Source organism: Povalibacter sp. (genome assembly GCF_036735925.1).
In the GTDB taxonomy this organism is placed as follows: Bacteria; Pseudomonadota; Gammaproteobacteria; order Steroidobacterales; family Steroidobacteraceae; genus Steroidobacter.
Window position 1 is genome coordinate 1 of sequence record NZ_DAINNK010000062.1, and the last position, 22895, is coordinate 22895.

The 22895-nt window shown below is 65.4% G+C and carries 16 protein-coding genes; 8 read left to right on the top strand and 8 right to left on the bottom strand.

Translation table 11 applies throughout. From position 1 onward, the window contains the following. Window positions 1–61 precede the first annotated feature (61 nt). From gmk to V7D81_RS17095, 3 genes are all read left to right on the top strand, one after another. Window positions 62–682 carry a guanylate kinase gene (gene gmk / locus V7D81_RS17085; RefSeq protein ID WP_324318464.1) on the top strand — a complete coding sequence of 207 codons (621 nt, stop codon included), beginning with the start codon at window positions 62–64 and terminating at the stop codon, window positions 680–682. Between the two features lie 127 nt (window positions 683–809). After that, the gene (locus tag V7D81_RS17090; protein WP_324318466.1) at window positions 810–1553 is read left to right on the top strand and encodes an SIMPL domain-containing protein; all 744 of its coding nucleotides are present in this window, start codon (window positions 810–812) and stop codon (window positions 1551–1553) included. A gap of 150 nt (window positions 1554–1703) precedes the next feature. After that, window positions 1704–2819 carry a hypothetical protein gene (locus tag V7D81_RS17095; protein WP_324318468.1) on the top strand — a complete coding sequence of 372 codons (1116 nt, stop codon included), beginning with the start codon at window positions 1704–1706 and terminating at the stop codon, window positions 2817–2819. Between the two features lie 61 nt (window positions 2820–2880). On the opposite strand, the gene V7D81_RS17100 is transcribed toward V7D81_RS17095, so the two are convergent. From V7D81_RS17100 to V7D81_RS17125, 6 genes are all read right to left on the bottom strand, one after another. Then, window positions 2881–3168, bottom strand: a complete 288-nt coding sequence (locus V7D81_RS17100) for an NfeD family protein (protein WP_324318470.1) — start codon at window positions 3166–3168, stop codon at window positions 2881–2883. A 181-nt stretch (window positions 3169–3349) separates the two neighbouring features. Beyond that, window positions 3350–5278, bottom strand: coding sequence for a tRNA uridine-5-carboxymethylaminomethyl(34) synthesis enzyme MnmG (gene mnmG / locus V7D81_RS17105; RefSeq protein ID WP_324318472.1), 1929 nt, complete (start codon window positions 5276–5278; stop codon window positions 3350–3352). 108 nt (window positions 5279–5386) lie between these two features. Then, on the bottom strand, window positions 5387–6694 hold the full coding sequence (gene yjjJ / locus V7D81_RS17110; protein ID WP_324318474.1) for a type II toxin-antitoxin system HipA family toxin YjjJ: 1308 nt from the start codon (window positions 6692–6694) through the stop codon (window positions 5387–5389). 106 nt (window positions 6695–6800) lie between these two features. Further along, window positions 6801–8174 (bottom strand): DUF3999 domain-containing protein, encoded by a 1374-nt coding sequence (locus V7D81_RS17115; protein ID WP_324318476.1) that lies wholly within the window; start codon window positions 8172–8174, stop codon window positions 6801–6803. A 22-nt stretch (window positions 8175–8196) separates the two neighbouring features. Next, window positions 8197–10956: a DUF2339 domain-containing protein gene (locus V7D81_RS17120; protein WP_324318478.1), complete on the bottom strand. Its 2760-nt coding sequence runs from the start codon at window positions 10954–10956 to the stop codon at window positions 8197–8199. A gap of 211 nt (window positions 10957–11167) precedes the next feature. Next, window positions 11168–12817: a sensor domain-containing diguanylate cyclase gene (locus V7D81_RS17125; protein WP_324318480.1), complete on the bottom strand. Its 1650-nt coding sequence runs from the start codon at window positions 12815–12817 to the stop codon at window positions 11168–11170. 298 nt (window positions 12818–13115) lie between these two features. On the opposite strand from V7D81_RS17125, the gene V7D81_RS17130 reads away from it, so the two are divergent. The 4 genes from V7D81_RS17130 to V7D81_RS17145 all read left to right on the top strand — a co-directional run bounded on the left by V7D81_RS17130 (window position 13116) and on the right by V7D81_RS17145 (window position 20947). Continuing rightward, entirely contained in the window at window positions 13116–15167 is a 2052-nt protein-coding gene (locus V7D81_RS17130) for a S9 family peptidase (protein ID WP_324318482.1), read from the top strand. 119 nt (window positions 15168–15286) lie between these two features. Further along, a complete protein-coding gene (locus V7D81_RS17135) occupies window positions 15287–17839 on the top strand; it encodes a protein kinase domain-containing protein (RefSeq protein ID WP_324318484.1) in 2553 nt (850 codons plus the stop codon). Between the two features lie 294 nt (window positions 17840–18133). Continuing rightward, window positions 18134–20239, top strand: coding sequence for an ATP-dependent helicase (locus V7D81_RS17140; RefSeq protein ID WP_324318486.1), 2106 nt, complete (start codon window positions 18134–18136; stop codon window positions 20237–20239). 78 nt (window positions 20240–20317) lie between these two features. Next, on the top strand, window positions 20318–20947 hold the full coding sequence (locus V7D81_RS17145; RefSeq protein ID WP_324318488.1) for a dihydrofolate reductase family protein: 630 nt from the start codon (window positions 20318–20320) through the stop codon (window positions 20945–20947). A gap of 9 nt (window positions 20948–20956) precedes the next feature. On the opposite strand, the gene V7D81_RS17150 is transcribed toward V7D81_RS17145, so the two are convergent. Next, on the bottom strand, window positions 20957–22003 hold the full coding sequence (locus tag V7D81_RS17150; RefSeq protein WP_324318490.1) for an aldo/keto reductase: 1047 nt from the start codon (window positions 22001–22003) through the stop codon (window positions 20957–20959). A gap of 199 nt (window positions 22004–22202) precedes the next feature. Here V7D81_RS17150 and V7D81_RS17155 point away from each other — a divergent pair, with 199 nt between their 5' ends. Next, window positions 22203–22577 (top strand): YciI family protein, encoded by a 375-nt coding sequence (locus V7D81_RS17155; RefSeq protein ID WP_324318492.1) that lies wholly within the window; start codon window positions 22203–22205, stop codon window positions 22575–22577. Between the two features lie 3 nt (window positions 22578–22580). On the opposite strand, the gene V7D81_RS17160 is transcribed toward V7D81_RS17155, so the two are convergent. Beyond that, window positions 22581–22838: an EF-hand domain-containing protein gene (locus V7D81_RS17160; RefSeq protein WP_324318494.1), complete on the bottom strand. Its 258-nt coding sequence runs from the start codon at window positions 22836–22838 to the stop codon at window positions 22581–22583. Window positions 22839–22895: the final 57 nt, after the last annotated feature.

Sequence of the window (22895 nt, forward strand, 5' to 3'; positions counted from 1 at the left end):
GGACATGAAAGTGATCATCGAGCAGATGCGCGAGCAGATTCAGAACGTGGAATAGCAGGACATGCAGGGCGAGAAGGGCAAGCTGTTCGTGATCGCCGCGCCATCGGGTGCGGGCAAGACTTCGCTGGTGCGCGAAGTCATGAAGCGCCTGCCGTCCTTGCGTTTTTCGATCTCCTATACGACGCGGGCACGACGCGCCACGGAGAAGGACACGTACGACTACTTCTTCGTCGACAAGCCGACGTTCCAGGCCATGATCGAGCGCGGCGACTTCCTGGAGCACGCGCAGGTCTTCGACAACTTCTACGGCACCTCGAAGTCCCAGGTGCAGTCGATGCTCGATGCCGGCGACAACGTGCTGCTGGAGATCGACTGGCAAGGCGCGCAACAGATCCGCGGCGCCATGCCGCAGGCCCTCTCCATTTTCATCCTGCCGCCGTCGCGCGCCGAACTCGAACGACGGCTGCGAGATCGCAAGACCGACTCGGACGAAGTGATCGCACGACGGTTGCGCGATTCGATCGACGACATGTCGCACTGGAACGAATTCGACTACGTGGTCGTCAACGACGAGTTCGAACGCGCCGTGACCGATCTGCAGGCGATCCTTGCCGGGCGCGGTGAAGCCTTGCAACGGGACCGATCCGGACTACGAACGCTGATCCCCACGCTGCTGGGTTAACCGCAACAGACTTTTTTCGCAGTGCGCCAGATACTGCGCGCGGCGTTGAACTCTTGAGCGATGGCGACGGACCAAGCCTGCAACTGCGTGTGCAGCCCCCTGTCAGCAACAACGAAGGATCCCCCACATGAACCAGCGAGTATTCCGTCACCTGCTTCCGGCACTCAGTCTTGCGATCGGTGCGAGCGTCTTTTCTGCAGCCACGCTCGCGGCCGAGGCGGAACGTCCGCGCATCGTCGCCGTCTCCGGCCAGGGCGAAGTGCAGGCCGAACCGGATCAGGCCATCGTCACGCTCGGTGTCGAATCGCGCAAACCGCGCCTGGAAGATGCACGCGCCGAAGTCACCAAGACGGTCGAAGCCGTGCTGAAGCTCACGCGCGATCTCAAGATCGATCAGAAATATGTGCGCGCCACGCGCATCAGCGTGCAGCCCGAATACAACTGGGACAACAACGCCAAGGAACGCAATCTCATCGGCTACTTCGTCTCGCGGCAGGTCGAAGTGGACCTGCGCGATCTCGACAAGCTCGGCACGCTGCTGGAGAAGTCGACCGATCTCGGCGTCAATCAGCTCGGCGATCCGCGGCTGGAATCGAGCAAGCGTCGCGACCTGGAACGCAGCGCGCTGGCGAAGGCGGTGGAAGACGCACGGCTCAATGCCGAAACCGTGGCGAAGGCCGCCGGCGCGCGACTCGGCGCTGCGCGCACGATTTCCGCCAGCTCCGGCTTCGTTCCGGTGCCCGTCATGTCGCGCATGAAGACGATGGCGATGGCGGCCGATTCCGCCGGCGCCGCCGAGAGCTATCAGAGCGGACAGATGACGTTCAACGGCAACGTGCAGATCGAGTACGACCTCATCGTTGCTCCGTAGCTCATGTGCGCGACGACGCAGCCCCCACCCTGTCCCTCCCCCGCTGCGCGGAGGAGGGGACGCTTTTCTTCACCCTCCTCCGCTTGCGGGGAGGAGGAGCGCGCAAGCGCGACGGAATCCCCCAGCGAGGGGAGAGGGCAGGGAGGGGGCGTGTCGTGTGGCATTTCGCTCACGGGCCTCACCGCACTGCTCGCGTGCACTGCCTCCTTCGCCATCGACATTCCCAAACCTGAGAACGCGCCCGCCGCCGAGCCGTCACAGGCGACCGTCACTGCCACCGACGAAACCGCCTTCTACGAACGCCTGCAGTACGTCGCGCACAAACGCCTGCTGGTCGGACTCGGCATCGGCGACGACGCATTGAAGTCGCTGGGCGCGGGCTCGGCCGATGCCGCGATCGGTCAGTTGAGTCAGCGCAGTGTCGCGGGTGATCGCAATGCGACGATCGCACTGGTGCGCATCCAGCACTGGTGCAATCGCATCTCGCAGTCGCGGCCTGCGGACATCCCGGCGCAGCTCGCGCGTTTCGCGCCGATGGTGTCGACGGAAAAACTCGCGCGCATCGCCGGCGTGCTGAATGCAGAGCGCAGCTATCAGGAACGCGCGCGACAGGGCTGCAGCCAGGCGCCGTTCGACTATCAGGGCATCGAATCGCGGCTGCGTCAGGCCGCCGAGGCGGGCGATCCCGCCAGCGCCACCGAGCTCGCGCAGTTCGTGCGCGATCCGGCGAAGCGCGAGGCCTTTCTGCAGCAGGCCGTCGACAGGAACTACGCGCCCGCGCAGCAGGCCATGGCGATGGGCCGCCTGATTGCCGTGCAGCGCGGTCAGACCACCGAGAACGTTTCTTCGATCCGCCTGCTGTTCAAGCAGGCCGGCCGCACGCTGCCGCGCGCCAAGGTCGAACTCGCCAACTGCATGGCCACGGGCTGCGACGGCCATCCCGCCGATTCAGGCGGCGCCGCGCCCTTCGGCTTCGATGCGGCCAAGGACGGCGAACCGCTCGCATTCACTTCGATGATGCGCATGCCCTGGGGCAATCGGCAGACGCGCGTGCAGATGCTCGGCTGGCAGTACTACGGCGATCGACTCAATGAAACCGGCTGTACCGGCGACGCCTACGTCCAGAACGCGGTCGTCTTTTCGCAATCGATCGGCATGCTGGAGAAAGGTCAGCCGCCTTCGATCCTGGAACAGGCGAAGACGCAGGGAGAAACGCTGTGGCAGCAGAACAGCGAGCGGGCGAAGAAAGAACAGGGCTGCGGATGAGAGCCGGCTGAGCCCACCGACTCTCTTAACTGTGGGGCCGGCTTCAGCCGGCCTGGGCAGACTACGCCGCTACCCGATCCACCAGCAGAATCGTCCCATCCACTCCCGTCACGCGCGCTTTCGCGCCGGCGGGCAGATTCGGGCCGCGGACCGGCCATTCGCGATTGCCGAGACGCACACGGCCGGTACCGTTCTGCAATCCCTGTTCGAGCACCACCACCTGGCCGATGTGATTGTGGCCAGTGCGATGGCTCGCCAGAGGACTGTTCTCCTCGCGTTGCTGTGCCTGGTACTGGAACCAGAAATACAGGGCGAAAACAGTGGCAGCGAAGATCAGAAACCAGACCATAAACGTCGTGTTACCCGGGAACGCATGGGTGGACGGGGTGCGCGGAACGCAGCGTAGCAGGACGGTCGGCGATCAAACGATGAAGGCAATCACACCTTGCCCGCGAGTCGCGCCGCCGATTTGACGGAATGTGACGAATGCTGAGTGGCGGGACAGGCATCCTCCGCCGCACGCGGGCAGGTCAGCCCGCAAGCTGCGAACGGGAACCGGCTGAACGGCGCTTGAGGTGAACCAGCAGCAGCGAAATGGCGGCCGGCGTGACGCCCGGCACGCGTGCCGCCTGACCCAGGGTATCCGGCCGCGCCGCCTGCAGTCGCTGGCGAACCTCGGTGGACAGGCCGCGTACGCTCGCGAAATCGATGTCGGCGGGCAGTCGCGTTTCTTCGTGACGGCGATGACGTTCGATCTCGTCCTGCTGGCGATCGATGTAGCCGGTGTATTTCGCCTGTACTTCGAGCTGCAGCTGCACCTGCTCGATCAGACGCGAATCGGCGTCGGGTTCTTTCATCCACTGCGGACGATCGACGGCCGACAGACCCGTCAGCGCTTCGTACGTCACCTCCGAACGCCGCAGCAATGCATACGCATGAGCTTCGCGCGGCAGCGTCGCGCCGAGAACGGCGACGGCTTCCTCTTCCGTGATCTGGTGAGGATGCACGACGACGGCGTCGAGTCGTGCCGTCTCCGCAGACACCGCCGCGACTTTGCGTTCGAAGAACGCCCAGCGTTCGTCGTCGACGAGTCCGAGTTCGCGGCCCTTCGCCGTCAGACGCAGATCGGCATTGTCCTCGCGCAGCAGCAGCCGGTATTCGGCGCGGCTGGTGAACATGCGATAGGGCTCGCTGGTGCCGCGCGTGATCAGATCGTCGACGAGCACGCCGATGTACGCCTCATCGCGGCGCGGCGACCAGGCTTCGCGACCCTGCACCTGCAATGACGCATTGAGGCCCGCGAGAATGCCCTGCGCGGCGGCTTCTTCGTAACCGGTCGTGCCGTTGATCTGGCCGGCGAAGAACAGCCCGCCGATGAACTTGGTTTCCAGGCTCGCGTGCAGGTCGCGCGGATCGAAGTAGTCGTATTCGATCGCATAGCCGGGCCGCGTGATGTGCGCGTTCTCGAAGCCCTTGATGGAGCGCACCAGATCGAACTGCACATCGAATGGCAGGCTGGTGGAAATGCCGTTCGGATAGATCTCGTGCGTCGTGAGCCCTTCCGGCTCGATGAAGATCTGGTGCGAGTTCTTGTCGGCGAAGCGATGCACCTTGTCTTCCACCGACGGGCAGTAGCGCGGACCGACGCCTTCGATCACGCCCGTGAACATCGGCGAACGATCGCAGCCGGCGCGAATGATCTCGTGCGTGCGTTCGTTGGTCGCGGTGATGTGACACAGGATCTGGCGCGGATGATCGCTGCGACGGCCGAGATAGGAGAACACCGGCGTGGGCTCATCGCCCGGCTGTGCCAGCAGGCCGTCGTAATCGATCGTGCGACCGTCGATGCGCGGCGGTGTGCCCGTCTTGAGCCGTCCGACACGAAACGGCAACGCGCGCAGTTTCTCGGCGAGTTTGTTCGAGGGCGGATCGCCGGCGCGACCGCCCTGATAATTCGTGAGGCCGACGTGGATCTTGCCGCCGAGGAACGTGCCGACCGTCAGCACCACCGCGCGTGCGCGAAACTCGATACCCGTCTGCGTGACCGCACCGCGCACCCGATCCTGCTCGATGACGAGATCGGCGACTTCCTGCTGGAACAGCGTCAGATTCGGCTGGTTCTCCAGCATCCCGCGAATCGCCGCCTTGTAGAGCACGCGATCGGCCTGTGCGCGCGTCGCCCGCACGGCCGGGCCTTTGCTGGCATTGAGTGTGCGGAACTGGATGCCGCCCCGATCCGCCGCCCGCGCCATCGCGCCGCCGAGCGCATCGATCTCCTTCACCAGATGACCCTTGCCGATGCCGCCGATGGCCGGATTGCAGCTCATCTGCCCGAGCGTCTCGATGCTCTGGGTCAGCAGCAGCGTGCGCGATCCCATCCGCGCCGCGGCAAGCGCGGCCTCGGTGCCGGCATGGCCGCCGCCGATGACGATGACGTCGAAAGGGTCGGGAAAACGCATGGATACACAGGCCCCAGGGATCGGGGGCGGGATTCTAGGCCGAAATCCCGGCCGTCGGGCACTGGGCGGCGCCCGGTTCGCGGCTGGATTCAGGCAATGTCCGACAGCTCATGACATGACGGCGTGACCGCCCGCCAGCGCACGGAATTCCGGTGAAACACGGGCGTCATCCGCGACGGCCTGCCAGAACGTCCGGGCGGCAGGCAAGGCGGCACGCCACTGGTCGGCCGTGGCCGGCGTCGGCGCCGGCAGTGCGAACCGGCGTGCCGGGACTTCGTTGCCGACGGGCGCATAGAACATCGGCAACATGTCGTAGGCGGGTGCAAGTTCGAACCGCGCGCTGCCTTCATGCAGAAAAGAAGCATTGCCCAGATGCATGTCGGTGTTGGCGATCATCGCGCCGAACGCATTCAGCCAGCGCAGCGTTCGCGCAGCGTCGGCATCGATCAGCTGTGCCCGCAGCAGCGCCGCGGCCGACTGCGACCAGCCGATCCGTTCGCCGACGAACTCATCGTCGAGTGCGCCCAGCGAAATGACGCCGAGTCGCCCGCGCGCACCGATGCGATCGAATCGTTCGACTTCCAGAAACGCGCGCTCGCCGTAGACGGAACAGATCGACGTCGCCGCGCGAATGCCATGGGCACGCAGCACGCTCGCTGCGATTTCCTCGGTGATGAGCAGATCCGCCCAGCGCCTGCCGCTGGCGGTGTCGAGCGACGGCGTGAACTTCACCAGCACGTGCCGGGCGCTGGCGGCGGATTCACCGATGATTGCCGTGAATTTCGGCTGTTCGCCGGCAGCGGAGGACGCGGCGATGCGGCCTTCGATCGCATCCCGGACGAGCTGCGGGTAGCGGACGTGACGATCACCCGGCGCAATCGTTTCAGTGTCATGCATCGAAGCCAGCCAGCGCGCGTGCGACTCTTCGCCGACCAGCAGGTTGCCCGCAAGGTCTTCGCCGCGTCGCGCGATCGCATACAGCGCGTGATCTTCGTTCCAGTCGACGATGCGCGCCGGCAGCATCAGGTCTTCGTAGCGCTGCGGAAACAGCCGCCCAAGAAATCCCTGCGGCCGCATGTCGGTCATGAACCAGGGCAGCGACGGAAACTCGCGGCTGGCCGCGGGCTGCTGATGATCCTCGAACCAGAATCGATCCGGCGCGATCGTGATGAGGGAGGCGATGCGTTCGATGTCACCGCGTTGCGAGACACGCAACACCGGCAGTTCCGGCGGCAGGTCGCGAATGCGGCGATAGAGGCCATAGCGGGTATTGCGCCCGCGACCGAGCACGGCAATCTCGTCGCGCGAACTTCGCAGCACCCGCGACAGGGTCGGCTGCGAAATGCCCAGGGCCTCGCGCAGTTCGACTCCGGTGCGACTTCCGGCGGCCAGCAGATTGGATAGGGCGGCGTCCATGCCGTCATTGAATAGGAATTGAATAGAAAAGTCTAAATTTATCTATATAAATTTAGACACTTACCAGAAGTTAAGGCAATAGTCTGAATACCACGTGGCGGCCGGTTCAGTTCTGCCGCACCCGCTTCAGCAGCGCCAGCGCCATTGCCACCAGCAACCCGACACCGACGATCAGCACGCCCCACAGGATGACCAGCCGGACCGGGGTTTGCTTGGGGAGCGGCTTCAGCGCCGTTTCGCCGCCCAGCGTGCGCGACGTTCCCACGACGCCCGAGCCGATGAGCTGATCGAGATCCTCGCCGCGAACGTCCGACAACAGGTTCGCGCATTGCTGGATCGGCGCCGTTTCGGCGCGGCGGCTGCCGAAGGCCAGCAGGTACGGTCCATCGCCCTGGGCCAGGAATCGCAGGCGCGCGGGGCGATAACCCAGCTCGAGGCCCGTCGCCGGATCGAGAGTCGCGGCGGTCTGGGTGTTCGTGATCTGCCAGTAGCGGTCGTGCCCGCCATCGAGTTCGGCCGGCGGACTTACGCGTCGCTCGCCGTCCTTGACGATGGAATACACCTCGCCGGACCAGCGCGCTCGCCAGGAAGCCTGCTCGTCGGCACGACTTTCCAGACTCACGCGCACCGAAGAATTGGGCTCCGGCAACACCAGCCGCGCATACGTCACCGGCGCGAGCCGCGCGGCATCGAAGCGCAGATGCGCGGCATCGACCGGCTCCTGCGGATTCGCCGTGAACCAGACGGGCTCGATCTCCTGCGCCCGCGCGACGCGTTCGGCCGTGACCTGCGCGATCTGCAGCGCCGGGCCGCCGTCGGTGCGCACGACGCGCAGGAAGCGATAGCGCTGTTCGATCACCGGCACGGTCTTGCGCTGCAGCTGCTGGCCGTCGCGCGTGACGCGCAGCAAGGTGGTGGAACCGACTACCGTGCGCCACTGGTCGAGATCGTCGCTCGCCTCGATGCGCACGCTGGCCTGCGAGGCACCGTCGGGACTCGTCCAGTCGAACTCGATCGAACGCAGGCTGTCTTCGACGCCGCGGGCATCGATCACGTGCGCCCACGTTTTCGTGCGCGGCGCGTCGGTCGATGCCGGTTCGCTCTCCTGGATGCGCACCTGCGTGCCGCCCGCGGTTTCGACTTCGACGTGCGTCGCGCCGGTGGTGGTCGCCGGCACGCCGGCCTGCAGATCGAATACGGGCAGCGATTCGCTGCTCACGACGGGCTCGGCTGCCGCCGGCGAAGCGCAGAAGGCATGCGGCACGGCGCTGCCCGCGGCGTTGAAGACGCGCAGGTCGCCGAGATCGGCGCGCGTCACGCCCTGATACACCTCGTCGGGCAGCACGAGTTCGACCAGCGGGCGTTGCTCGTAGGTGCTGACTTCGATGCCGCGCACGTAGTCATCCGTGCGCGGCGCTGCGACCGCGCCGATCGCCGTCGCGCCCAGCACCAGCGTCAGAATCCCGCGCACCTGTTTCATGGAATTTTCCCTGGTCACGATCTCACTCCGTCACTTCTTCGCCGTCGTGCCGCGGCGGCAGCGGCGCGAGATAACCGGTCACCAGCAACAGGACGCCCACCGTCAGGAACGAAGCGATGCGCGCGATCGTGCCGATGCTCGACAGATCGACCAGGAACAGCTTCGCCACTACGACAATCATCAGCGCCGCGCCCACCAGCCAGACGTAACGCCACTTCTGGCGCGCCGCGACCGTCATCGCCGTGAAGCCGAGCAGGCCCCAGAAGATCGACAGCGACGCCTGCACCAGCGTCGAGTGCGCCATGCCGCGCAACGTCAGCGGCGCACCGAAGTTGTGATGCAGCGAACGCAGCAGCGCCGAGTTCAGCCACAGGAACGTCAGCACCGCTGCAACGATGATCGGTGCGCGGTCATCGCTCCACAGCGCCGACTGCTGTTCGTCATCGAGCGACGTCCACCACAGTCCGAGCGCCGCGAGGCACAGCGCCACGCCGACATCGAGCGGATTCAGCAGCGGCAGATACGGCAGCCAGCCGGCATCGCCCGCGTTCGTGAGATTCATGAACACGATCCACGCGCCGGTCGCGAAGGCCAACGGAAACGCAGCGAGCACCCGATACGTCTGCGCGAACTGCGCCACCGGCCAGGCGGGAATCAGGCGGCGACGTCCGACGAAGGCCAGCATCAATGCCGGTGCGAGTCCCCACGGCAGCAGCGGCCATACGCCGCTGGCGTGGAAATCGATCTGCCAGCTGCTTTCCCACGCAATGAGCAGCGTCAGCACCCAGTACGCGCCGGCGTGCAGCACCGACGCGGCGACGGCACTCGTATCGAGCCGGCCGCGATCGTGCAGGTACAGCAGGCCGTAGTGCACGGCGAGCACCGTGATCCATCCCGATTCTCCCCAGTGCGCGAACGGATGCGATGCATCCACGGAATACAGCAGTCCCGCGAGCACGGCAGCGGCCGGGACAGACAGCGCCAGCGTCTGGGCCAGGCGCCACCGTACCTTGATGCCGATCCAGGCCAGCAGCATCGCGGTCAGCGCCGCATAGCCGAGCATCGCGCCCGTGTCGGCCATCGACAGATGCCGATCGATCTCGTACACACCTGCGAACAGCCACCACACGAGCCCCCACAACGCAAAACCGGTCTCCCAGCCCGCCTCGTACGACGCCTGCGTTTCGCGATGGCGATGCAGCCAGTAGCTCGTCAGCAGGCCGGAGACGGCCAGCATCACGGCGCCGAGAGTCAGGCTGTTCAGCAGCGGCTGCGTCCCGTGATAGTCGGGCAGGCCGATGAGAAAGCCCGCACCCGCTGCCACTTGCAGCAGGGCGCCGAAGGCCCGCGCCAGCTTGCGCTGCTGGCGCATGCCCAGCCAGAACAGTCCCGCACCTTCGACGGCCCACATCGCCGCGGTCGTACGCGTATCGAAGGCGAGCGGAATGGCGAGACTGGCGAAGATCACGCCCAGCGCGGCGAAGGCTTCGACCAGCAGCCGGAACGACTCGCGCCGCGAACGCCACAGGCTCCAGCCGAGCGCGAGATAGAACGTACCGAGCGCGAGCGCACTCCACGCCAGTGCGTATTCGAACTTCGCCACCAACGTTGCGTGCAGTGTGAATGCGACTACCGGCAGTCCGAACACCAGCGAACCCGAGACGTAGCCTTTCAGATCCGGCGGCTGGCGCACGCAGTTGAGGATCGATACCGCGACGTACTGCAGGAAGAACAGGATCAGGAACGCATCGGCACTGAACAGATCGTGCGATTCGTAACCGGAGGCACGCCACAGGCTGGTGATGGTGAACGTGAACAGAAAGCCCAGCACGTTGAGCGCGCGCCAGGTGCGGAACCAGGCGACCGTGAACACGCCGAGATTCAGGATGGCGTAGTACGTGAACAGCGCGATGTGATTGCCGCTGCCGGTCGAGACCATGATGGGCGCGAGAAAACCGCCCGCCGTACCGATCACCGCCAGCGACAGCGAGTTCTGCGCCACCGCGATCACGCCGGCCGTGACCGCGATCACCACCAGCAATCCGAACGCGAGTCCCAGCGGCAGCAGGTGATACAGGCGGCTCGCGGCGAACACCGTGAGATACAGCCCGGCAATGCCGCCGCCCTGCAGCAGTTGCGCGTAGACCGGCCGTTTGTCCTTGAGTCGCCAGCCGACGATCAGCAGGGCAAAAGCACCGACGGCCAGCGCGATGAAGCGCAGCTCGATCGGGAACAGGCTGTTCTCTGCGGCGTACTTCGCCAGGAAGGCGGCGCCGAAAAACAGGATGACGATGCCGATGCGCGCCAGCGGATTGCCACCCTTGAACCAGCGGATGAAATCGTCGATGCGCGATTCGATGAACGAGGGTTCCGGCGGTTTGCGCGGCAGCGGCGGAAGACGCGGTGCCGCTGGTGCCGCTACAACCGGCGCGGGCGCAGCAGCAACCGTCGACATCGGCGCCGCAGGCGCAGACGGTATCGAGGTATCCGGCGTCCTGTCGAAAACAGGGGCGCGATACGGTTCGGTCGTGCGCGGCCTGGCCGGCTCGGCTGCAGGCTGTTCGGGCCGCGATGGCGGCGGCGACTGTCGCAGCGAATCGATGAGGTCGCGATGAATTTTCGCCAGGGCGCGCAGATGCAGCACCTGCGCCAACAGCACGCCGAGCATCGCACCGATGATGAAGCCGCCCGCGTTTTCCTGGATACCGGCGCCGATGACGGCGAACAGGATCGCCAGCGCCCACGTCATCCCTGTCGACGACGGTTCTTTGTCCGCCTGCATTGGGTCCCGCTCCTGCTGTTCTTGTGGTCTTCAGGGCAAGAAGTTTCACACAGAGATCACAGAGTACACAGAGGCCAGAGAAAGAAGATTTTCCACGGGGGACACGGGGAACACGGGGTTCGGAAGAAATCATTCTTCATAGAAAATCCTTTTCTTGTCCCCGTGTTCCCCGTGTCCCCTTTCCTCCCCCGTGGAAATTCTTCTCGCCTCTTCAGGCCGCGAGCGCCAGCTGCACGCGATTGCGGCCGGAGCGCTTCGCGGCATACACCGCGGTATCGGCGTGCGCGATGAGATGTTCGCCCCACACGCCGAGCATGTCGCTGGTGGCGATGCCGATGCTGCAGGTGACCTGGATCGGCTGACCGAAGCCTTCGACGCGGACATCGGCGACGCGCTGGCGGATGCGCTCGGCAATGGGCTCGGCGGCCGATGCATCGGCGCTGCTGAGGATGACGACGAATTCCTCGCCGCCGTAACGACCGATCACATCCGACTGACGCAGCTCTGCCTGGAGCGGCGGGATGATGGCCTTGAGGCAGGCATCGCCGGCAAGATGCCCGAAGGAATCGTTGATCTGCTTGAAGTGATCGAGATCGATGAACAGCAATGCGATGGGCAGGCCGCGCGCCTGTGCATGCAGGCAGGCCGCATCGAGACGTTCGACCAGCGAGCGCCGGTTCAACACGCCCGTCAGCGGATCGGTCTGCGCGCGACGCTCCGCCTCATTCAATGCCAGGCGCTGATCGCGCAGGCGATCCGCCACGCCGAGCGCGATGAGCACGGCCGCCGCGACCATCGACAACGGCAGGCCGTAGAACAGCAGCAGTTCGGCGCCTTCGGGATCGGTCAGCAACAGGCGCAGCGCCGTGGCGATGGTGAACGTTTCCAGCAATCCCCACGCGAGCAGGAAGAAACCGGCGGCGCGATTGCTGCGTCGCCAGGCCATGAACGCGGCCACCAGCGTGAACACCGCGGCGCCGAGAAACACCAGGTTGCCCACCATCGCGACGATCGGGCCGAGACCGACCTGCTGCAGCAGGTTGGCGGCCGCCAGCACCACGAACCCGAACGCGACCCAGCCGAAGGCCGCGTAGACGCGCGGCGAGAACGACTTCAGGTCGGCGATCTCGCGCACGAACAGGCAGGCGATGGCGCCGCTGAGCGCGGCAGTCACGTTCCAGGTATACGACGCTACCGGCAGCAGCGACGACAACACCGGCCAGCCGAAGGCCTCGCCCGAGAGGAAGGCCATGTACACCGCCTGCAGCGAGAACAGCGAGGCATAGAGCAGCAGCAGCTTCTCGCGCAGGACGAACCAGATCAGAAATGCCGACAGCGCCATCGCCATCAGCGCACCGAACGTCAGCGCGATCATGCGCGCGTGTTCGGCGCTGCGCGCGAGCGTCGCATCGAGCGATGCGCCGTCGACCTTCAGCACTTCATGACCGCGGCCCTGCGGCTCGACGCGCACGTAAATGGGATCGTTCCCGGCCGGTGCGAGAAAGACTTCTTCGATGGCGCTGCGAAAGCCGGGCAGCGAGGTCGCCTGCTGCAGCGGTTCGCGACCGCTGAACAATTGCAGCTGCAGGTGACGTCCATGCGTGATGTTGATCGTCGCCGCCGCGCCGGGCGAAGCCGCGGGCAGCGGCTCCATCTTCAACCAGAAAACGCCGCCGGCGCGTCGCGCCTGACGGAAATCGAAGGGAACGAACTGCGCATCGTGGGCGCCGCTCAGGATGTCCGTATCGCTCGCGTCCGCGGACAGCATCTGCAGAGTCGGATCGGTCCCGGCTGCCGCTGCGCCGACGATCCACGACAGACCGACCAGGCAGAGCAGCCATGTCGCGAGCAGGTGTCGCACGGTGGCCCTCGTGATGCGATGTCGCGGGTCGCCCAACCCATCGCGAATCGCAACCAACGAAACTAGCCTACCGGCCGGTTTCCGGGCAGCGCAATACGGGCCGGCTCGAACGCGTCACATAATGCGCGATGAAATCCGCAAGGCACCGAAGTGTCGGTACCGCACGCATCGCGACAGCACTCTTCCTGTGGGTCAGGCTTCAGCCTGACTCCTCAGACGCCGGCTAAAGCCGGCCCCACAGGCAGAGCAAATCCTTAAGTCAGTTCCATTGGGCCGAAGCCCGTTTGACTCGGATTACATGCTGCGACAGGCTCATCGCAAAGTCGCATCGGACAACGACAACATGCTGCGTTCCATCGCCTGCATCGCCCTGCTGGTTCTTGTATGCAACGCGAGTCCGGCCGCCGACGCGACGCGGCGCGCACTCACGGCCGCCGACATCAACAGCATCCAGGAGGTCGCCGATCCGCAGATCTCCCCCGACGCCAACTGGGTGGCGTATACCGTCCGCAGCGCCCATCTCGAGAAAGACAAGCGCGTCACGCATGTCTGGATGACGAGCTGGGACGGCCAGCGCAGCGTGCAGCTCACGAATTCCGAGGACAGCGAACACGCGCCGCGCTGGAGTCCGGACGGTCGGTACCTGTCTTTTCTTTCGGCGCGCGGCGGCGAGGACGAACCCGAACAACTGTGGCTCATGAACCGCAGCGGCGGCGAAGCGCAGGTCGTCACTTCGTTCAAGGGCGACGTGCTCGACTACGAATGGTCGCCCGACGGCAGGCGCATCGCGCTGATCGTGATGGACGAGGATCCGCATCGGCCGACCGAGGCGAACAAGGACAAGACACCGCCGCCGATCGTCATCGACCGCTTCTACTTCAAGGAAGATGAAACCGGCTATCTCGGTGCGCTGCGCCGGCATCTGTATGTGTTCGACGTCGCTTCGCGCAAGGCAGAGCTGCTGACGCCCGGCGCCTTCGACGAGAATCTGCCGGCGTGGTCGCCGGACGGTTCGCTGATTTCCTTCGTCAGCAAGCGTGGTGCCGATCCCGATCGCAGCAACGACAACGGCCTGTTCGTCATCGCGCCGCGCGCCGGCAGCGAACCGCGTCTGGTCACGGTGTTTCATGGCGACGCCGGCGATTCGGGCTGGATGACGACGCCCGCGTGGCGGCCGGACGGTCGCGCACTGGTGCTGTCGGTGAACCGCGATCCCAGGCTCATCTACTACGCGCAGCAGGATCTGATGATCGCGCCGCTCGAGGGTGCGGCCCGCATGATCAGCGACGACATCGATCGAAATCTGATTTCGCCGCGCTGGTCGGCCGATGGCAGATGGATCTACGCCTTCATCGAGGACGATCGCAACCAGCACCTGGCGCGCGTCGACGCGGCGACCGGCAGACTCGAACGACTGCTCGCAGGACGGCGCGAGACGGCCGAGTACGATGTCGGCCCGAAGAACCGCATCGCCATTCTCGACAGCACGGTCGACCGGCCGGCGGAGATCTTCGCGCTCGAAGGCGGCAAGTCGCGCCAGCTCACGCATCACAACGACGCCTGGCTCGCGACGCTGCCGCTGGCGTCAGTCGCAGAAATTTCCGTGAAGTCGAAGGACGGCACGCAGATCAGCGGCTTCCTGGTCACGCCGCCGGACTACGTCGCGGGCAAACGGTATCCGACGATCCTGCAGATCCACGGCGGCCCGGTGTCGCAGTACGCGAATGCCTTCATGCCGATGTGGCAGATCTTCGCGTCGCAGGGCTACGTCGTCGTTGCGGCGAATCCGCGCGGCAGCTCCGGTCGCGGCGAAGCGTTCGCGACAGCCATCTGGGCGGAGTGGGGCGGCAAGGACACCGAAGACGTGCTCGCCGTCGTCGACTACGCCGTTGCGCAAGGCATTGCCGATCCCGCGCGACTCGGCGTCGGCGGCTGGAGCTACGGCGGCATTCTCACCGACTACGTCATCGCCAAGGACGCGCGCTTCAAGGCCGCGACCAGCGGCGCGTCGATCGGCAATGCGCTCGCCGGCTACGGCACCGACATGTACGTGCGCGAGTACGAAGCCGAACTCGGCACGCCCTGGAAGAATCTCGATGTCTATCTGCGCAATGCCTATCCGCTGCTGCATGCCGATCGCATCCGCACACCGACCCTGTTCCTGTGCGGCGAGCAGGACTTCAACGTGCCGCTGCTGAACTCGGAACAGATGTACCAGGCGTTGCGCAGCACCGGCGTCGATACCCAGCTCGTCATCTACCCGGGCCAGTTCCATGGGCTGCGCAAGCCGAGCTACCTGCGCGACCGGATGGAGCGCTACCTGGGCTGGTTCGATCGCTATCTGAAATGAACGCTGACGGTCATTTACCGACAGCCACGTCCTGATCCGTAGACGGCGCAGGAACCGCAACGACGAATCGGGTGTATTGCAGGGGACGGGGCCGCGGTGTCCCAGTGTTCGTGCGTCCCATGGCCGAGCCGCAAGCGCCTCCTTTTCCTTCGCAGTCCGCCTCGTGTGCGGCGGCGCGCGCTCCCGCGACCGAGCGGATCGCCGCGGACGAAGCGCCGACGATCTCGCCGGGTAATCAGACGCCCGTTGCCGCCGATACGCGCGTCATCGAAGTCGGCACGGTGCTGAGTCGTCGTTATCTGATCGAGCGGGCGATCGGCAGCGGCGGCATGTCCACGGTGTTCAGTGCGCTGGATCGGCATCGCCTGCACGGTCCCGCCGCCGACGCCAAGGTCGCGGTGAAGGTGCTGAATCGCGCGCTGCTCAGCGACAAGGCGCGCGTCGAACGCCTGATCCGCGAGTTCCGCTACATGCAGCGCCTCACGCATCGCGGCATCGTGCGCGTGTTCGATCTCGACTGCGACGAAGGCACGTGGTTCATCACCATGGAACTGCTGCAGGGTGAGCCGCTCCTCCTGCATCTGCAGCAGCACAGTCCGCCGGGACTGCCCGCCGACGAGGCGCTGCGCCTGCTGACCGAATGCACCGAGGCGCTCGTCTGCGCCCACGATCACGGCGTCATTCATGGCGATCTGAAGCCCGGCAACATTTTCGTGGACGCGCAGGGCGCCGCGCGTCTGCTCGATTTCGGTTCGGTTCCCGACAAGGACGAGCCCGCCGACGCGGCACGCGACCGCTTCCTCACGCCGGCCTACGCCAGTCCGCAGATGCTGGAGCAGCAGCCGGCCGATCTGCGCGACGATCTGTTCAGCCTCGGCTGCGTGGCCTATGAACTGTTCACGGGCCAGCATCCCTTCGGATCGAAGTCGTCGCTCGAAGCCCGCGACGAGGGCTGGCGGCCGATCTGGCAGCCGAGCATCCCGGCACGGCATTTCGGCGTCATCGCCCGCATGTTGTCCTGGGAACGCGAGCAGCGGCCGTCGAACGGTCGCGAGTTTCTCGATTCCCTGACTGCTGCGCAGGTACGCGCGAGCGCGGCTTACTCGCGCCCGCCACGACCCGCTGCGCCCGATCCGGAACCGGGCGCTGCACGTCGACGCTCGAACGGCGCCTCGCACGCGCATACGCGCGAACGCAAGCCGACGGACACGCGTCGCGAATTCCGTCGCACTGCGACACCGGAGGAACTGAGCCGCGCCTTTGCGCAGTTCGCCGGCAAAGTGCCCGATGACTGGGTCGGTACCGACGAGGACGCTGCATCACCCTCTCCTGCGACGACGACCGCGCCGCCGTTGTCCCGCCCCGCCGCGCCCGACGCATCTGCACGGGAACGCTGGAGCAGGGCCATTCCGCCGGAATGGCTCGAACCCAAGCCCCGACTGGAAGAATCTGCAGGGGCGAACGCGCCGCCCGCCGCAACGATTGCGGAATCGACGAACGAAGAGAACGAAGCCGCACCGTCGCCGCCGCGCGCCGTTCCCTGGCTCAGTCAGCTGCGCTGGAGCAATGCCCGCGTGCTGAATCGAGTGCGGCGCAGTCGGCGAACGCCGGCTGTTCCACCGGCACTGGCAACGGCTTCGACTGCAGCCGCCACACCTTCATTGCGAAACGAATGGATTCCGCAGCTTCACTGGCGCAACGAAATCGCGCTGCGCTGGACGGACGTGCAGCCCGCCGCCGCGGCGACCCTCCATCAGCAGGTGCACATCGGAACATTGCCGACAGCCGCGGCCCCCGTTGCCGGACAGCCCGCCGATGCTGCGGCGGTCGCGTCGAGTGATCCTCCCGCATCGGCTCCGCCGGTGCGCCGCGTCGACTGGCACAAGGCACTCGCCACGTTTTCGCGAGCGAGCACGCGCTGCCGCGAAAAACTTCGCGCGATCGCGGCGCGTGAGCGCCCTCGCTGGCGCAAGGAAATCCGCCTTCTGCCGCACTGGCGCGAACTGCGCAACAGCATCGGCTCGCTCGCCAGCCCGCAACCGCCGCGGCAACGATTGCCAGTCGCGCAGTGGCTCACGCAGCGCGCGCCTCGATGGCGCGAGGCCGTGCCGGCGATGGCGATCGTCGCCGTGGGCATCACGGCCTGGGGACTGCTGCAGGTGTCGGATGCCTCGCGTCTGGTCGTGACGCGTTCGCTGGAGCGCGACCATCTGGCGGCGCAACGCCTGCAGGCGCTCGCAGAAGCGCCCGTCGACATCGCGATCCCGCCGCTCGCCGACCTGCCGCTGCCCAGCGTTCCCGTCGAACGCCGCGCTGTCGTGCCTGCGGCTGCCGGACTCATTTCGTTCCAGTCGGCCCGCATTCGGGTCAGCGCCGGTCAGCACATGGCAGTGGTCAACCTGCGCCGCAATCGTTCCACCGACGGCAGTGCGCCGTTCGCCTGGCGCATCGCGCCGGGAACGGCGAAGCCCGGTGTGGACTATGAGCAGCCCGCGGTACAGATGGCCCGCTTCAACGACGGGCAGGACGTGCGCAGCCTGTTCATACCGATCACTCCCGCGCGCGAGGGCCGGCCGGAACGCCGCTTCACGATCAAGCTCATGAAGACGCCGGGCGCCCCGGCCTTCGGCAACATCACCGAGACCGAGGTGGTGATCGAAGGCTCCGGCTGATGGATCGTTGGCTCTTGCTGTGAGGCCGGCTTTCCCGCGGGACGACCGAAGGAAGTGGTTTATCCATTCCCTTCGGTCACAGCCGGCCTTCTTGCACTTAGGATTTCTGCGTTGATTGCCGTCTGATCCCCTCCTCCGCGAAGCGGGGGAGGGTTAGGGTGGGGGGCTTCTTACTGTGGGGCCGGCTTCAGCCGGCCTCTTTTCGGAAGTCAGGCTGAAGCCTGACCCACAGGAAGAGAATGCATCGCCGGCTTCGACTGGCTTTATATACAGCTCCCGTTATGATCGCTGCGCATGAATGCGCAGCTCGACTCTCCCGCAACGACCTTCGGTCACCGCCTCAACACAGAACAGTTGCGCGCCGCGACTTTCGGTCGCGTGACCTCGCAGGGCATCGAGTCCGATCCGCTGCTGATCATCGCGGGCGCCGGCACCGGCAAGACCAATACGCTCGCGCACCGGGTGGCGCACCTGCTGCTGCATCGCGTATCTCCCGAGCGCATCCTGCTGCTGACGTTCACACGCCGCGCCGCACAGGAAATGCTGCGACGGGCCGAAACCATCGCCAATGAATCGCTGCGCCAGCAACCGGGGCGAGCTGCATTTCATCCGAATGCCACGCGACTGCTGTGGTCCGGCACGTTTCACGCGATCGGCAATCGCCTGCTGCGCGAATACGCACCGACGCTCGGTCTCGATCCCACGTTTTCCGTCATCGATCGCGGCGACGCCGCCGACCTCATCGACTATCTGCGCCAGGACCTGGGCCTCGCCCGCAAGGAAAAGCGCTTTCCGCGCAAGGACACCTGCATCGCGATCTATTCGCATCGCGTGAATACACGACAACCGCTGCAACAGACGCTCGACGATGCCTTTCCCTGGTGTGCCGAATGGAGCGATGAACTCACGTGCCTGTTCCGGCGCTATGTCGAGACCAAGCAGGCGCAGCAACTGCTCGATTACGACGATCTGCTGCTCTACTGGCATGTGCTGGTGCAGGAACCGCAGCTCGCCCGCGACGTCGGTGCACGCTTCGATCATGTGCTGGTCGACGAATATCAGGACACGAACACGCTGCAGTCGGAAATCCTGCTGGCGATGAAGCCGGCGGGCACCGGTGTGTGCGTCGTCGGCGACGACGCGCAGGCGATCTATTCCTTCCGCGCCGCGACCGTCGAGAACATCCTGCAGTTTCCGCAGCGTTTTGCGCCGCCGGCGCAGATCGTCACGCTCGAACAGAACTACCGCTCGGTGCAACCCGTGCTCGATGCCGCCAATGCGCTGATGCGCGATGCGGATCGCCAGTACCAGAAGCAGCTGCATTCGCCGCGGGCATCGCAACACAAGCCGCGCTATGTGAGTGTGGAGGACGATCACGCGCAGGCACTGTATGTCGTCGAACAGATCCTCGCCGCGCGCGAGCAGGGAACGGCGCTGCGCAAGCAGGCGGTGCTGATGCGCAACTCGCATCACAGCGACGTGCTGGAACTCGAACTCATCCGGCGCAACATTCCCTATGCCAAGTACGGCGGCCTGAAGTTTCTCGAAGCTGCCCACGTCAAGGACGTGCTCGCGGTGCTGCGCTGGATCGACAATCCGCGCAATCGACTCGCGGGTTTTCGCGTACTGCAGCTGCTGGCCGGTTTCGGCCCCGCGCATGCCGATCGCTGCCTCAAGGTTTTCGAAGCCAGCGGCCATGCGCTCGATACGCTGACCAGCTATCAAGTACCGACGGCGGCAGCAGAAGACTGGCCTGCCCTGATGTCGTTGCTGCGCGATCTCAGCGGTTCGAGCGATTGGGCGGGCCAAATGCAGCGCGTGCGCCAGTGGTACGAACCGCATCTGCAGCGACTGTATGACGCCGCCGCGGTGCGCAGCGGCGATATCGACCAGCTCGAAAAGATCGCCCTGCAATACGAGAGCCGCGAACGCTTCATCACCGAACTCACGCTCGACCCGCCGCAGGTCAGCAGCGATCTTTCCGCTGCGCCGCATCTCGACGAGGACTACCTGATCCTCTCGACCGTGCATTCGGCGAAGGGCCAGGAATGGGATTCGGTGTACGTCCTGAATGTCGCGGACGGCAACTTCCCCAACGAGCACGCCACCGGCAAGCGCGAGACCATCGAGGAAGAACGCCGCCTGCTGTATGTCGCGATGACGCGCGCGAAACACGACCTGCAACTGATCGCGCCGCTGCGCTACTACATCACGCAGCAGAGCCGCACCGGCGACAGGCATGTCTACGGCGCACGCAGCCGCTTCCTGACGGATGAGCTGCTGAAACTGTTCGAGGCGCGGACGTGGCCGCAGCAACCGTTGGGCGTACGAGAGGCAGCGCGGGCGGATTCAGGTGCTCGCATCGATGCGGGCGGCAGGTTGCGGGCGATGTGGGATTAGCGATCGTGTCGGAGTCGGACTGCCTCGCTCGTCCTCGCAGGAACGACGGCGCAGCGGCGGCGTCTGCGAAGGAGAATCATGAGCAAGGTATTCGTCAGCATCGGTCTCAGCCTCGATGGCTACATGGCACCGGAAGGAATGACCATGGAGAATCCCGAGTACAAGAACTGGGGCGCCAAGTGGGGCGCGTTGATGGGCTGGGCCCTCAATCAACGGTACCTGCGCGAGAACCTGAAGCTCGGACCCGGGGGAGAGACCGGCCCGGTGAATGATCTGCTTCGCCGCACCACGGAGCGCATCGGCGCCAACATCATGGGCAAGCGAATGTTCGACCAGGGCGAGCGCGCCTGGCCAGAAGAGGCGCCGTTTCATACGCCGGTATACGTTCTTACCAATATGAAACGCGAACCCTGGGTGCGCCCCGGCGGGACGACTTTTTTCTTCATCAATGACGGGCCGGCGCGTGCCCTGGATCTCGCGCGGGAATCCGCGGGCAGCCGCGATATCCGTATCGCGGGTGGAGCGGATGTGATCCAGCAGTATCTGAATCAGGGCGTCGTCGACGAACTGGAAATCGCCCTGGCGCCCGTGCTGTTCGGCAGCGGGCGGCGTCTCTTCGACAACCTGCGCGAGCCCGCGCCGCAGTTTCGCATCGACAGGGTTCTCGAGGGTCCGGCCGCCACACACCTGCGCTATGTGCGTCAGTGAAGACGCGGATCAGGCGCGCTCGACCGGTACGGGCGGCGGTGCACGTTCGGTGAACTGTCCGTTCCAGTACGGGTAGTAGGGGTACGGCGGCAGCACCGCGCTCGCCGCATCCAGACGCGCGATCTGTGCCGTGCTGAGCGCCCAGCCCACCGCGCCCAGATTGTCGCGAAGCTGTTCTTCGTTGCGCGCACCGATCAGCACGCTCGACACCGTCGGACGTTGCAGCAGCCAGTTGATGGCGATCTGCGGGATCGATCTGCCCGTTTCCCCGGCGACTTCATCCAGGGCATCGACGATGCGGAACAGACGTTCGTCATCCGCGGGCGGCGCGAACTGCGCCGTCTCCTGCAGCCGGCGCGAGGGCGGCTGCGGACGATCGCGACGAATGCGCCCGGTCAGGCGGCCCCAGCCCAGCGGACTCCACACCAGCGCGCCGATTCCCTGATCGAGACCGAGCGGCATGAGTTCCCATTCGTAGTCGCGCCCGAGCAGCGAGTAGTAGACCTGATGGGCGACGAAGCGCTCGTAGCCATGGCGCTCGGCCGCAGCCTGCGATTTCATCAGCTGCCAGCCCGAATAGTTCGACGCGCCGACGTAGCGCACCTTGCCCGACCGCACCAGATCATCGAGCGCGGACATCACGCTGTCGACCGGCGTCTGTGCGTCGAAGTGATGCAACTGCAGCAGATCGATGTAATCGGTGTCGAGACGTTGCAATGCAGCCTCGATCGCTGCGATGAGGTGATGACGCGAGGCGCCGACGTCATTGGGACCGGGTCCCGACCGCAGCGACAGCTTGGTCGATATCGTGACGCGGTCGCGTCGGCCGGCGATGGCCGCGCCCAGGATCGCTTCGGACTCGCCATCGGAATACACGTCGGCCGAATCGAACAGCGTCAGGCCGGCATCGAGACAGAGATCGACCAGCCGCCGTGCCTGCGCCGCATCCGTCGTACCCCAGGCATTGAACAACGGCCCCTTGCCGCCGAACGTGCCGGTGCCCAGCCCGAGCGCGGAAACCCTGAAACCCGACGCGCCGAGAAATCGATAGTCCATCGTGTGCTCCGGAAGGTGAAATGAATGAACGCGACAGTAGGGCAGCGGCGCCTCCGGTAAAAAGCAGTGGCGGGGAAAGTATTCCGTGCCGCATCGCTGCGTAATCGCCCGCTGACGCGAGCCCGAATCGCGATGTCCGTTTCGGCTTGCGTCGTTCGTCCTTGCAGGAGATGGTGCAGGTCAACGAGGGGAGCGCGGAATGCTGTACTCGATTCTGATTTTCGGTTCGGAAGACCAGGCGGCCGGCTGGTCCGCTGCGGAACATGAGGAAGTGATGGGACGCCATGCCCAGCTGCGCGCGCAACTCTCGGCGCAGCGGCAACTGGGACCGGTCATGCGACTGAGCCCCAGGGACTCGAAGGTGGTGCGACGCGCGCGTGGGCAGGTGCGCGTAACGGATGGCCCCTATGCGGAGACCAAGGAACAGCTGATGGGCATTTACGTCGTGGAATGCGCGACGCTGGAGGAAGCGGTGGCCGCCACGGAGCTGCTGAATTTCGAGACCGGCGTGTTCGAGATCGTGCCGTTGCGGTATCTGGATCCGGGTCAGCTGGCGCCGCTGATTCCCGAGTGAACCCTACGCCTCGCCCCACCAGGCGCGGAATTCGCGCAGACTGATCAGGCCATCGTGGTTGGTGTCGATCTCGGCGAACCCGATGCGGCATTCCTCTTCGCTCATCTCCGGATCCAGGTCGGCCATGAACTGCAGGAATTCGCCCAGCGTCAGCCGATGATCGCCATCGCGATCGTTGAAATTGAAATCGGCGCGCGAGCGGATGCGCTCTTCGGTACCGGGTTTCAGGTAGTCGAGCGTGGTGCGATCTTTGTGCGTCATCGTATTCATCCGCGAGCGTCGTTGCGCCGAGCATAGCCGTCGAGGAGTCACCCTGCC

Coding starts and splice junctions, on each gene's coding strand:
- gmk (WP_324318464.1), top strand. CDS start 62: ATGCAGGGCGAGAAGGGCAAGCTGTTCGTGATCGCCGCGCCATCGGGT.
- V7D81_RS17090 (WP_324318466.1), top strand. CDS start 810: ATGAACCAGCGAGTATTCCGTCACCTGCTTCCGGCACTCAGTCTTGCG.
- V7D81_RS17100 (WP_324318470.1), bottom strand. CDS start 3,168: ATGGTCTGGTTTCTGATCTTCGCTGCCACTGTTTTCGCCCTGTATTTC.
- mnmG (WP_324318472.1), bottom strand. CDS start 5,278: ATGCGTTTTCCCGACCCTTTCGACGTCATCGTCATCGGCGGCGGCCAT.
- yjjJ (WP_324318474.1), bottom strand. CDS start 6,694: ATGGACGCCGCCCTATCCAATCTGCTGGCCGCCGGAAGTCGCACCGGA.
- V7D81_RS17115 (WP_324318476.1), bottom strand. CDS start 8,174: ATGAAACAGGTGCGCGGGATTCTGACGCTGGTGCTGGGCGCGACGGCG.
- V7D81_RS17120 (WP_324318478.1), bottom strand. CDS start 10,956: ATGCAGGCGGACAAAGAACCGTCGTCGACAGGGATGACGTGGGCGCTG.
- V7D81_RS17130 (WP_324318482.1), top strand. CDS start 13,116: ATGCTGCGACAGGCTCATCGCAAAGTCGCATCGGACAACGACAACATG.
- V7D81_RS17135 (WP_324318484.1), top strand. CDS start 15,287: ATGGCCGAGCCGCAAGCGCCTCCTTTTCCTTCGCAGTCCGCCTCGTGT.
- V7D81_RS17140 (WP_324318486.1), top strand. CDS start 18,134: ATGAATGCGCAGCTCGACTCTCCCGCAACGACCTTCGGTCACCGCCTC.
- V7D81_RS17145 (WP_324318488.1), top strand. CDS start 20,318: ATGAGCAAGGTATTCGTCAGCATCGGTCTCAGCCTCGATGGCTACATG.
- V7D81_RS17150 (WP_324318490.1), bottom strand. CDS start 22,003: ATGGACTATCGATTTCTCGGCGCGTCGGGTTTCAGGGTTTCCGCGCTC.
- V7D81_RS17155 (WP_324318492.1), top strand. CDS start 22,203: ATGCTGTACTCGATTCTGATTTTCGGTTCGGAAGACCAGGCGGCCGGC.
- V7D81_RS17160 (WP_324318494.1), bottom strand. CDS start 22,838: ATGACGCACAAAGATCGCACCACGCTCGACTACCTGAAACCCGGTACC.